Genomic DNA, 12,334 nt, shown 5'->3' on the forward strand with positions numbered 1-12,334 from the left:
CCCGGCCTCGACGGCCGGCCGCGCCGCGCCGTCACGTCATGCTCCGGCCGGACCGGTCAACCCGCCTTCGCCTGCGCCGAGATGCCGCCGTCCACCGGCATGGCGACGCCGGTCACGAACGACGCGCGGTCGCTGCACAGCCACACCGCGGCCTCGGCGATCTCCCTCGGGTCGGCCATCCGCTTCTGGATCTGCGGGGCGATGAACGCCTGGGCCAGTTGGGGATAGAGATCGATGGCGGTCTCGATCATCTCGCTGCGCGTGGTGCCGACCACCAGCGCGTTGACGCGGATGCCCGAGGCGCCGTACTCGGACGCCGCGGCGCGGGTGATGCCGAGGACGGCGTGCTTGGCGGCCACGTACGGCACCGACGCGCCGGTGGCGTAACGGCCCGCGGCGCTGCTGGTGTTGACGATCGAGCCGCCGCCGCGCGCGAGCATCACCGGGAGCTGGTGCTTCATGCAGTTCCACACGCCGCGCACGTTGACGTCCATGGTCCGGTCGAAGACCTGGTCGGGCGTTTCGTGCAGCGCGGTCTCCACCGTGCCGTAACCGGCGTTGTTGAAGGCGCAGTCGAGGCCGCCGAACTGCGCGACGGCCGCTTCGACGGCGCGCCGGGCGTCGTCCGTGTCGGCGACGTCGCCTGCGACGGCGAGCGCCCGCCCGCCGGCGGCGGTGATCTCGTCGGCGAGCAGCTTCAGCCGGTCGCCGCGGCGCGCCATGAGCACCACGGCCGCGCCCTCCTCGGCGAACAGCCGCGCCGCCGCCGCGCCGATCCCGCTCGAAGCGCCCGTGATCATCGCGACCCGGCCGTCCAGCAGCCCCGGTCGCATCCCCTGTGTGATCCTTCGTTCGTCCATCCGCCGAGCATAAGGGGGAGCGCGGCCGCCCGGGTCAGCCCGATTCGTCCCCGAGGAGCGCCAACGCCTCGACCTCCAGCACGAGTTCGGGCCGGAACAGGGCCGCCACCTGGACCGCCGTGCTGGCCGGCGGGCGTTCGGCGTCGATGTGGGCGTCGCGGACGGCGCGGACCGCGGGCAGATACGCCACATCGGTGACGAAGTACGTCAGCTTGACGACGTCCTCGAAACCCGCGCCGGCCGCCGCGAGACAGCGCCGCAGATTCTCGAAGACCTGCCGCGCCTGCGCCGCCGGATCGCCCACGCCGACGACCTCGCCCCGCTCGTCGAGTGCCACCTGCCCGGACACCGCGACCAGCCGGCCGGTGCCCGTCACCACGTGCGTGTAGCCGGTGCCGGGGGCCACGCCCTCCGGCGCGGGGATGCGGGTGAGTCGCGTCTCGTCCATGGCCGCATCCTCACGCGGGCCGGGGCCCGCGCGCCACCGCATATCGCCGCGGCGGGCACCTCCGGAGCCCTCCGCCGCGCTCGGCCTCCCCGCGCCCGCGCTCGGCCCGCGCCCGCACGCACCCGGCCTGCTGGCCCGCGCGGCCCGCTCCTCACGGCCGCAGGAGCGTGTCGACCGCGCGGCCGAAGACCAGGCGGCCGGCCAGCGACGTCAGACCGTCCAGCGCCCGCGGCAGACCGCGGACCCGCAGGTCCTCGCGCCAGCGCACGAACGTGCCCGTGCCGCCGTCCAGACCCGCGCCGGGCCGCGGCAGCACGTCGAACTCGGCCCATCCCAGCACCACCCGCCCGGTCTTCTCCAGCCGGCAGTGCCGTTCCGGCTCCCAGCGGGTGACCCGCATCGGGTCGTCGAAGCCCAGGCGGCCCACCCCGGTCCTGGCCACCACGACCGTGTCCGTGCCGGACGGCGGCGGAGTGCGCACCGTCATCCGCGTCAGCGGCACGGTCGCGGTGTGCCGCTCCCAGGTGGTCAGCCGCCGCCACGCCTCGGCGGGCGGCAGCGGCGTGACGCGCTCGATCACGAACAGGGCCATGCCCGCCACGCTAGCCGCCCGGCCACGCTAGCCGCCCGGCCACGCTAGCCGCCCGACCGCCCGACCGCCCGACCGCCGGACCGCCCGCCCCGCCGGCCTCCGGCCCCGCCGCGCCCCCGTCACCGCCCGCCGCGGCCACGGCTCGCCGCGACCGCGATCGCGCCGGCCAGGGCCGCCGTCGCGGGCCAGGTCACGCCCGGGTGCCGGGACAGCCACGCCTGCGGGGACCGCGCGTGGGAGCGGTCGTCGAACACGCCGTGCGCGCCGAAGTCCTCGGCGTCCCCGGCCGGATCGTCCACCGGGTGCCAGAGGTTGTCCCGGCGGCCGGCCGGCTCGGGCGCGTCGGTCTGCTGGGAGCCGTAGCCGGTACGCGCCAGGTAGCGGTCGAGCAGCCCGGCGGCCACGCGGTTGGCGAGGATGGTCGCCACCGTCGACGCGCCGACGTAGAACTGCTTGCGCCCGGGCCGGTCCGCGGCGTTCACCACCGCGCGGGCCGCCGCCTCCGGCTGGTAGATCGGCGGGACCGGCTGCGGGCGGCGCGGCAGCCGCGAGCGCACCCAGGAGAACTGCGGCGTGTTCACCGCGGGCATCTGGACCACCGTCACCCGTACGTTGCTGCCGTCGTGCATCAGCTCGGTGCGCAGAGAGGAGGTGAAGCCGTTGACCGCGTGCTTGGCGCCGCAGTAGGCGGACTGCAGTGGGATCGACCGCTCGCCGAGCGCCGAGCCGACCTGCACGATCACCCCGCGGTCGCGCGGTTTCATCCGGGCCAGCGCCTCCCGCGTGCCGTTGACGAACCCCAGGTACGAGACCTCGGTGACGCGGCGGAACTCCTCCGCCGTGATCTCCGTGAAGGGCGCGAAGACCGAGGTGAAGGCGACGTTCACCCACACGTCGATCGGCCCGAACCGCTCCTCCACCTGCTCCGCGGCGGCGTGCACGGCCGCCGCGTCGGCGACGTCCGCGGGCGCGGCCAGCGCCTGCCCGCCCAGCGCGCGCACCTCGCGAGCCGCCGCCTCCAGGCCGGTGCGGCCCCGGGCGACCAGGCCGATGCGGTCGCCGCGCGCGGCGAACTCGCGGGCCGCGGCCCGCCCGATGCCCCCGCTGGCCCCGGTGATGACGATGGTCCGCGGCATGTCCCAGTCCTCCTGATCTCGTGTGTATCCCGGTACGGCTCGTCGTACGGGTCCTTCTGCGGCCGGTCCCTCGGCGGTTCCCTCGGCGGGTCCCTCAGCCGGTGCGGAAGCGGTGCGCGGCCTCCCGTCGCAGGGTCAGGCCGTGGCCGGGGGCGCCGTCGGCGCCCGGCCGCAGCACTCCGCCGGCCGGGTCGAGCACCCCGTCGAACAGCAGGTTCTCGATCCGCACGTGGTCGTGGAACCACTCCAGGTGCCGCAGGTTCGGCGCCGCCGCCGCGACGTCGGCGTGCAGGTGCGGGGCGCAGTGCCCGGAGATCCCGAGGCCGCGCGCCTCGGCGAGCGCGGCGGCCCGCAGCCACACCGTGACCCCGCCGCAGCGGGTGACGTCCACCTGGAGGCAGTCCACCGCCCGCGCGTCCAGCATGTGCTGGAAGTAGGGCAGGTCGCAGCCGTACTCGCCGGCCGTCACGTCGGCCGGCACGGCCGCGCGCACCTGCGCGAGCCCGGCGAGGTCGTCGGAGGACACCGGTTCCTCGAACCACAGCACGCCCTCGGCGTCCAGGTGCCGGGCGAAGCGCACCGCCTGCTTGCGGCTGTACGCGCCGTTGGCGTCCACGTACAGCTCGACGCCGTCGCCGACACTGCGCCGGGCCCGGGTCACCCGCTCCCGGTCGCGCGGCTCCGCGCCGCCCCAGGACTCGCCGATCTTGATCTTCACCCGTGGGATACCCTGCTCCTCGGCCCAGAACCGCAGCTGTCGGTCCTGCCGCTCGTCGTCGTACGTGGTGAAGCCGCCGCTGCCGTAGACGGGGACGCCGTCGCGGGCCGCGCCGAGCAGGCGCACCAGCGGCAGGCCCAGCAGCCGGGCCTTGAGGTCCCACAGCGCGATGTCCACGGCGGAGATCGCGTACGCGGCCACGCCCGGCCGTCCGGCGTTGCGCACCGCGCGGTTCATCGCGTCGTTCGCGGCCGGCACGTCCCACGCGCCGCGGCCGGTGACGACCGGCGCGAGGTGGGCGCGGACCGCCGCGGCGACGGCGGGGGAGCCGTACGTCCAGCCGAGCCCCTCGGTCCCGCCCTCGGCGATCGCCTGCACGAGCACCACGGTGGTGGCGTCCCAGGCCAGCGTCCCGTCGGCCTCCGGCCCGTCGGTGGGCACGGTCAGCACCGAGACCCGCAGCTCGCGCACGGCCGGCCCGGTCTCGGGCCACCTCCCGGCCGCGTCGCCGGTCCGCGCCCCGGCTCCCGCGCGGGCGCCGGGCGCGGTCGCGCCCCCGTGGTCCTCCGGCACGCTCACGTCTGTCGCTCCTCTCGCTGGCAGTGCGGACACCACACGGTGGTGCGCCCAGCGACCTTGCCGCGGCGCAGCCCGGCGCCGCAGCGCGGACACCGGCCGTCCGGCCGGTCGCGGTGGCCGGTGAGCCACGACGCGCGGTCCGGCACTCGTCCGGCGCGCACCGACAGCGCCAGCACGCGGCGCATCGCGCCGTGCAGCCGGCCGCTCTCCTCGTCGGTGAGCCGGTCGGCGCGCCGGGCCGGGTGCAGGCGGGCGCGCCACAGGATCTCGTCGGCCAGCAGGTTGCCGAGGCCGGCCAGCGCGGACTGGTCCATCAGCACGGACTTCACCCGGGCCCGCCGCCCGCCGAGCAGCTCGCGCAGCTCCGCCCGCCCCACCGACGCCGCGTCCGGGCCCTGGCCGGCGAGCGTGTGCGCGACGGCGTCCTCCGAGCCCGCCAGCCGCAGGCCCTGGAGCTTGCGCTGGTCCCGGTAGCGCACGCCCTTCCCGCCGGACAGGTCGAAGCGGACCCGGTCGTGGCGGTGCGCCGGCTCCTGCGGCGACTGGCACACCAGCCGCCCGGTCATCCCGAAGTGCAGTAGCACCGCGGGACCGCCGTCGGTGCGGGCGATCAGCCACTTGCCGTGCCGCTGCGGCTCGCGGAACTCCCGGCCCTGCAGCTCCCGCCGCAGCCGCCGCTCGCTCACCCCGCGCAGCACCTCCGGGTCGTCCACCCGGACCCGGTCGATCCGGCGGCCCTGCCCGCACGAGGCCAGCTCGCGACGGAATCCCTCGACGTCCGGCAGTTCGGGCATGGCGCCCACTCCTTTCCCTGTCCCCGCCGTGCGGGGCCGCCGCCCGCGCGTTTCCGCCGGCTTTCGGCCCGAGGACCGTCGTCAGGCGACTAGTGCCCGTCCTGGGCGCCCGGCCGGTCCTCGCGGTGGCGGCGGCCCGGCAGCGCCTCCTGGATCTTGGCCTTGATGCCCTGCCGCACCATGCCGGCCCGGTCCGGGTCGCCGTGCAGCACCGAGGACGCCGCCGCCTCGATCTGGTCGAGGCTGGCGTGCGGCGGGATCGGCGGCACCGCGGGGTCGGTGCGGAAGTCGATGACGAACGGCCCGTCCGCCGCCAGTGCGCGCCGCCACGCGTCCACCACGTCCCCGGGACGCTCCACCCGCACCCCGTCCAGGCCGAAGGAGCGGGCCACGTCCGCGTACGGCACGTCGGGGATCTCCTGCGACGGCAGGAACTGCGGCGCGCCCTCCATGGCCCGCATCTCCCAGGTCACCTGGTTGAGGTCCTGGTTGTTGAGCACGGCCACCACCAGCCGCGGGTCCTGCCACTGGCGCCGGTACTTGGCCGCGGTGATCAGCTCGGCCATGCCGTTCATCTGCATCGCGCCGTCGCCGACCAGCGCCACCGCCGGGCGCTGCGGGTGGGCGAACTTCGCGCCGATCGCGTACGGCACGCCCGGCCCCATCGTCGCCAGCGTGCCCGACAGCGAGCCGCGCATCTCGCCGCGGAACCGCAGGTGCCGCGCGTACCAGTTGGCGGCCGAGCCGGAGTCCGCGGTCACCACCGCGTCCCGCGGCAGCAGGTCGTCCAGCGCGTGCACCACGTACTCGGGGTTGACCGGCTCGGCGTCGACCGCGGCCCGCCGCTGCATGACCTCCCACCAGCGGGCGGTGTTCTTCTCCACCGTCTTGCGCCAGCTGCCGTGCCGCTTGTGCTTCAGCTGCGGCAGCAGCTGCTTGAGGGTGGCGGCGGCGTCCCCGACGAGGTTGACCTCGAACGGGTAGCGCAGCCCGATCATGAACGGGTCGCTGTCGATCTGCACCGCCCGCGCCTGCCCGAACTGCGGCAGGAACTGGGTGTACGGGAAGCTCGACCCGATCACCAGCAGGGTGTCGCAGTCGCGCATCATCTCGTACGAGGGCCGGGTGCCCAGCAGCCCGATCGAGCCGGTGACGTAGGGCAGTTCGTCGGACAGCACGTCCTTGCCGAGCAGCGCCTTGGCGACGCCCGCGGCCAGCACGTCGGCGGCCTGCTCGACCTCCTGTCGGGCGCCGCGCGCGCCCTGGCCGACCAGGATCGCGACCTTCTCGCCGGCGTTCAGCACATCGGCGGCCCGGTGCAGGTCGGCGTCGTCCGGCACCGGCGCGTAGTGGCTCATGCCGAGGCTGGAGGGCACCATCTTGAACGCGTGCTGCGGCGCGGAGTAGTCGAGTTCCTGGACGTCGGCGGGGATGATGACGGCGGTCACGGTGTGCCGGGCGTAGGCGGTGCGGATCGCCCGGTCCAGGACGTTCGGCAGCTGCTCGGGCACGGTGACCATCTCGCAGAACTCCGAGGCCACGTCCTTGTACAGGCTCAGCAGGTCCACTTCCTGCTGGTAGCTGCCGCCCATGGCGCTGCGATTGGTCTGGCCGACGATCGCGACGACCGGCACGTGGTCGAGCTTGGCGTCGTACAGCCCGTTGAGCAGGTGGATCGCGCCGGGGCCCGAGGTCGCCGCGCAGACGCCGACCTTGCCGGAGAACTTGGCGTAGCCGACCGCCTCGAAGGCGGCCATCTCCTCGTGCCGGGCCTGCACGAACTGCGGTTTGTCGCCGGCCCGCCCCCATGCGGCGAGCAGCCCGTTGATGCCGTCGCCCGCGTAGGCGAAGACGTGCTCGACGTCCCACTCGCGCAGGCGCTCCAGTACGTGGTCGGACACCTTGAGGGACACGGTTGATTCCTCTCTGTCGTGCCGTTCGGTCGTGCCGTGTGGCGTGCTCTTCCGTGCGGGCGCGGGCGGCGTTCGTCGGCGCGCGCGGACCGTCACCGGGGCGGTCGGTCCCTCACCCCCCGTTCCTGCGGGCGCGGGTCAGCGCGTGGACGCCCGCGCCCGCCGCCACGGCCGCCGCGGCGACCACCGCCCCGGCCGCCGCGGTCGCGGTGCGGGCGGCGACCGGCGACGGCGCCTCGGGCCGCGCCACGGCCTTCTCCGGCCGGTCGGCGGGCGGCGGCCCGTCGAGTGCCGCGGCGAGCGCCTCGGCCAGGTGCAGCGCGGTGCGCCCGGTGCCGCCCTGCTCGATCTGGGTACGGCAGCTGAAGCCGTCGGCGAGCACCAGTGCGTCCGGCGCGCTCTCACGCACCGCCGGCAGCACACCCAACTCGCCGATCTTCATGGACAGTTCGTGATGGCCCGCCTCGAACCCGAAGTTGCCGGCCAGTCCGCAGCAGCCCTCGTCCAGCACGTCGGCGTCGATGCCGGCCCGGCGCATCAGCTCCCGGTCGGCGTCGAACCCGGTCACCGCGTGCTGGTGGCAGTGGGTCTGCACGGTCGCCGCGCGGGTCAGCGCCGGCGGCTGCCAGTCGTCAGGGGCGTGCCGCAGCAGCAGTTCGGAGAAGGTCAGGAACCGGTCCGCCAGGCGCTTGACGTCCTCGTCGTCCGGCATCAGCTCCGGCGCGTCGGCCCGGAAGACGGCCGAGCAGGACGGCTCCAGGCCCACGATGTGCGTGCCCGCCGCCATCCAGGGCCGCAGCGTGCGCAGCGTGTTACGCAACACCCATTGCGCGATGTCCAGTTGGCCGGTGGAGATCCAGGTCAGGCCGCAGCACACCGGCCGCGTCGGCACGGTGACGCGGAACCCCGCGTCCTCCAGCACCCGCACGGCGGAGCGCGCCACCGACGGATGGAAGTACGTGCTGAACGTGTCGGGCCACAGCACCACCGTCCGCGGGTCCGCCGGATCGGGCTCGGTCCACCCCTGCTGCGCGGTGCGCCGGCGCCACCACCGCAGGAACGACTCCTCGGCGAACAGCGGCGCCTGGCGATCGGGCGCCACGCCCGCGAGCCGCTTGCCGAGCCGGGCCAGCCCCGGCGCCCGCAGCAGGGTGTTGACCGCCGCGGGCGCCACCCGCGAGGCACGCGCCCACACCGGCAGCCAGCCCAGCGAGTAGTGCGCGATCGGACGCAGCCGCCCCTGGTAGTGGTGGGAGAGGAACTCCGCCTTGTAGGTGGCCATGTCGACGCCCACCGGGCAGTCGGACTTGCAGCCCTTGCAGGCCAGGCACAGGTCCAGCGCGTCCCGCACCTCGGTGGAGCGCCAGCCGTCGGTGACCGGCGAGTCCGGGTGGCCGCCGATCATCTCGAACAGCAGCCGGGCCCGGCCGCGGGTGGAGTGCTCCTCCTCGCCGGTGGCCCGGTAGGAGGGGCACATCACGCCGCCCTCGTGGCTGCGGCAGTTGCCGATGCCGACGCACCGCATCACGGCCTGGTTGAAGGAGTGGTCGTCGTCGGGGTAGCCGAACCGCGCGTCGCGGTCGTCGCGCGGGCGCCACGCGGCCCCCAGCCGCAGCTGCCCGTCCACCGGGTTCGGCGCGACCACCTTCCCCGGGTTCATCCGGTCGTCCGGGTCGAACAGCGCCTTGAACTCCCCGAAGGCGCCCACCAGCCGCTCGCCGAACATCTTCGGCAGCAGCTCGCCGCGGGCCTGCCCGTCGCCGTGCTCCCCGGACAGCGAACCGCCGTAGGAGGCCACCAGATCGGCCGCCTCCAGCAGGAACGCCCGGAAGTCCGCGACCCCCTGCGCGGTGCGCAGCCCGAACGGGATGCGGGTGTGCACACAGCCCTGCCCGAAGTGCCCGTACAGCGACGGGTGGTCGTAGCCGAACCGCGCGAACAGCTGCTTCAGGTCGCGCAGATAGTCGCCGAGGCGGTCCGGCGGCACCGCCGAGTCCTCCCAGCCCTCCCACGTCTCGCGGTCGTCCGGCGGGCGCGCGGTGACGCCGAGCCCCGCCTCGCGCGCCTTGAGCATCCGCTGCTCGCGCTCGGCGTCCTCGGACACCACGACCGTCGGGTCGTCGGTGGAGCGGCCGAGGCCGTCCAGCATCGCGCGGCACTGCCGGTCCACGTCCTCGGGACCGTCCCCGGAGAACTGCACCAGCAGCCAGCTGGAGCCCTCGGGGAACGACTCCAGCGACTCCAGGTGGCTGCCCTCCTCGCGCATCAGCTGCGCCATCCGGCCGTCCAGCGCCTCCAGCTGGGACGGCTCGCAGACGTCGAGCAGCCGGGGCACGTCGTCGGCGGCCGCGCAGATGTCGGGGTAGCCGAGCACGACGATCGCCTGCGCCGCCGGGACCGGCACCAGCTCCAGCTCGGCGTGCAGCACCGTGACCAGCGTGCTCTCGCTGCCGGTCAGGGCGCGCGCCACGTGGAAGCCGTTTTCGGGCAGCAGGTCGTCCAGGTTGTAGCCGGACACCCGGCGCGGGATCTTCGGATAGCCGCGGCGGATGTCGGCCAGATGGCGGTCGGCGAGGGAGCGCATCCCCTCGTACAGCTCGGCGCGCCGGCCGCCCGCCGCGACGATCGCGTCGTACTCCTGCGGCGAGGTGCGCCCGGTCCACATCCGCAGCCCGTCGTAGGTGAGCACCTCCAGCCGGCGCAGGTTGTCGACCGTCTTGCCGTACGCCTGCGCGGACGCGCCGCACGAGTTGTTGCCGACCATGCCGCCGATCGCGCAATGGCTGTGCGTCGACGGCTTCGGCCCGAACATCAGCCCGTACGGGGCCAGTTGACGGTTCAGCTCGTCAAGGACGATGCCCGGCTCCACCACGCAGGTGTGCCGCTCGGCGTCGACCGAGACCAGCGCGTCGCAGTACTTCGTCCAGTCGATCACGACCGCGGTGTTGGTGCACTGGCCGCCCAGGCTGGTGCCGCCGCCGCGGGACAGCAGCGGCGCGCCGAACCGCGCGCACACCGCGACCGCGGCGGCTCCCGCGTCCACCGAGCGGGGGACCACCACGCCGATCGGGACCTGCCGGTAGTTCGAGCCGTCGGTCGCGTACGCGCCGCGGCTGCCGGCGTCGAAGCGCACCTCGCCGTCCACCTCGGCGCGCAGCGCCTCCTCCAGGGCGGCGACGTCCAGGTCCCGCGGCGCCGCGCGCCCCGCGTCGCCGCCGGGGCCGCCGGCCCGCGTCCCGCGCCACGTCCTGCGGTGGTGGTCATTCGCATCTCCCGGGAGCCCTTCCGTCGAGCGTCGGCGGCCGGGCGCCCGGCCCGGCCCGTTCCCTCCCCGTCGCCGGGCGCGGCCGCGGCCGCCCCGGCGCCGCCCCGGCCGGAGCGGGACGCCGCTTCTTCCGCCCGGCCCGTCCGTTTTCGCGCCTGCCCTGATCGACGGCGGCTACGCACGCGCCCGATCCGCACGGCGCCCGGTGCGCGCCCCGGCCGGCACGGTCCCGTCCGGCGGGCCCGCGGCGCTCAGGCCGGCGGGTAGGGCGCGTCCCGCAGCACGCGCGCCAGGTGCGCGGTGTTCGCGGCGAGCGTCCTGGTGGCCGTGGCGACCGCGTCGGGCGCCTTGTCGAGGTCCTGGTAGTCGGTGCCCTGCATGGCCTCGCCGACCCAGTACGTCACCGCGTTCGGCGCGAGCGAGAAGCCCACGTCGTCCAGGCCCTGGTAGAGGTCGGCGCTCACCTTGTGCGCGCCGTCCTCGTTGCCGACCACGCACACCGCGGCGACCTTGCCGTAGGTGAGCATCCGGCCCTCGTCGTCGGTCTCGGACAGCTCCGCGTCCAGCCGCTCCAGCACGCGCTGGGCCACGCTGGAGGGGTGCCCGAGCCAGATCGGCGTGGACAGCACCAGGATGTCGGCGGCCATCATCCCGGATGGCGGGCCACGCGTCCCCGTCGCCCATGTCGAGCCCCACGCCGGGGCGCACGTCGTGGTCGGCGATCCGCACCGCCTCCCCGGTCACGCCGTGGTCGCCGAGCGCGTCCAGCGTCTGCCGCGCCAGCAGGTCGGAGCTGGAGCGCTTCGGCGACGGGTTGAGGGTGCAGACCAGGGCGAGTGCGGTCAAAGGCTTGTCGTTCATGCCCGGCCGGGTACCCTCGATCGCCTGCGGCAACGGTACGGCGCCGGAAATGCCCCCGGTGCCGTACCGTGCTCGGCCGGACGGGTCGTCGGCCCGTACGGCGCTCGGGCCGGGCGGGTCGTCAGGCCAGGCAGGTCAGCGGGCGCCCGCCGTTGTAGGCGACCATGTCGGCCAGGGCCGCCGCCGCGTCGATCGGGGCGCCGGGCGCGGCGCCGGCCAGCTCGGCGTAGGCGCGGTGCAGGTTGCCGACGATCCGCTCGCGGTCGGCGAGCCCCGCGTACGGCCCGAGGTCGGTCTCGCGGGCGGCCTCCAGCGGGGACAGGCCCGCGTCGACGGCGGCCCGGGCGGTGTCCTGCACGAAGCGCAGGTAGCCCAGCACGTCGTCGATGGTCCCGGGACCGGTGACCGGCCCGTGGCCGGGCACGATGACCTCCGCGCCGAGCGGCCGGACCACGTCCTCCAGCACGCCGATCGCACCGGACACCGACCCCTGGAGCAGGAACGGCGTGCCGCCGTTGAACAACAGGTCGCCCGCGAACAGCACTCGGCGCTCGGGGATCCACACCAGGGAGTCGCTGGTGGTGTGCGCCGCCGTGCCCACGTGCCGCACCTCGCAGCGCAGGTCGTCCACCCACAGCGTCACGCCCTCGGTGTACGTCAGGAAGGGCGGCGCCGCCTCGAAGTCGCCCCAGTCGACCTCGGTCCAGAACGGCGCCGAGCGCGGGGCGCCCCAGGCGAGTATCCCCTCGCGCACCGCCTCATGGCCGACGATCGTCGCGTCCTCGAAGAGGTGGTTGCCGTAGGTGTGGTCGCCGTGGTGGTGGGTGTTGACCAGTGTGCGGACCGGCCGCGGCGTGACCGCCCTGATGGCTTCCAGGTAGGCCCGGGTGCGCCGCTCTGTGGAGCAGGCGTCGATGCTGGTGACGCCGCGGCGGCCGACGAGGAACCCGGTGTTGTTGATCCACCAGGTCCCGTCGGGCTGGTGGTAGGCGAAGACGCCGTCGCTGACCTCCTGCACGCGCGGCGCGGCGGGCGTCCTGACATCGTGCACGGTGCTGCTCATGGGCGGGTCTCCTGACTGCCTGCGGACGACGGCGGGTCTCGCACGCAACGGGCCGCCGGCCGCGGGAGGTTGGCGGCGAGCCGCCGCGTGCGGGCTCCAGCGTGG

General features: G+C 75.1%; 9 protein-coding genes and 1 pseudogene. All 10 read right to left on the minus strand.

Annotated features, from left to right (window positions below):
- Positions 1-56: 56 nt before the first annotated feature.
- On the minus strand, positions 57-860 hold the full coding sequence (locus tag VSR01_RS34990) for an SDR family NAD(P)-dependent oxidoreductase (RefSeq protein ID WP_326452990.1): 804 nt from the start codon (positions 858-860) through the stop codon (positions 57-59).
- A 34-nt stretch (positions 861-894) separates the two neighbouring features.
- Positions 895-1,308, minus strand: a complete 414-nt coding sequence (locus VSR01_RS34995; RefSeq protein WP_326452991.1) for a RidA family protein — start codon at positions 1,306-1,308, stop codon at positions 895-897.
- Between the two features lie 151 nt (positions 1,309-1,459).
- Positions 1,460-1,900 (minus strand): SRPBCC family protein, encoded by a 441-nt coding sequence (locus tag VSR01_RS35000; protein WP_326452992.1) that lies wholly within the window; start codon positions 1,898-1,900, stop codon positions 1,460-1,462.
- Between the two features lie 119 nt (positions 1,901-2,019).
- The gene (locus tag VSR01_RS35005; protein WP_326452993.1) at positions 2,020-3,036 is read right to left on the minus strand and encodes an SDR family oxidoreductase; all 1,017 of its coding nucleotides are present in this window, start codon (positions 3,034-3,036) and stop codon (positions 2,020-2,022) included.
- A gap of 94 nt (positions 3,037-3,130) precedes the next feature.
- Complete coding sequence (locus VSR01_RS35010) at positions 3,131-4,225, minus strand: enolase C-terminal domain-like protein (protein WP_442785741.1); 1,095 nt, start codon at positions 4,223-4,225, stop codon at positions 3,131-3,133.
- 104 nt (positions 4,226-4,329) lie between these two features.
- A complete protein-coding gene (locus VSR01_RS35015) occupies positions 4,330-5,127 on the minus strand; it encodes an Fpg/Nei family DNA glycosylase (protein WP_326452994.1) in 798 nt (265 codons plus the stop codon).
- Positions 5,128-5,216: 89 nt separating this feature from the next.
- Positions 5,217-7,040: a thiamine pyrophosphate-requiring protein gene (locus VSR01_RS35020; RefSeq protein ID WP_326452995.1), complete on the minus strand. Its 1,824-nt coding sequence runs from the start codon at positions 7,038-7,040 to the stop codon at positions 5,217-5,219.
- Between the two features lie 112 nt (positions 7,041-7,152).
- The gene (locus VSR01_RS35025) at positions 7,153-10,185 is read right to left on the minus strand and encodes an FAD-binding and (Fe-S)-binding domain-containing protein (protein WP_326452996.1); all 3,033 of its coding nucleotides are present in this window, start codon (positions 10,183-10,185) and stop codon (positions 7,153-7,155) included.
- Positions 10,186-10,556: 371 nt separating this feature from the next.
- Positions 10,557-11,166: pseudogene (locus tag VSR01_RS35030) on the minus strand (flavodoxin family protein).
- A 121-nt stretch (positions 11,167-11,287) separates the two neighbouring features.
- Entirely contained in the window at positions 11,288-12,229 is a 942-nt protein-coding gene (locus tag VSR01_RS35035) for an MBL fold metallo-hydrolase (protein WP_326452997.1), read from the minus strand.
- Positions 12,230-12,334 lie beyond the last annotated feature (105 nt).

Origin of the sequence: Actinacidiphila sp. DG2A-62 (assembly GCF_035825295.1) — a bacterium.
GTDB lineage: Bacteria > Actinomycetota > Actinomycetes > Streptomycetales > Streptomycetaceae > Actinacidiphila.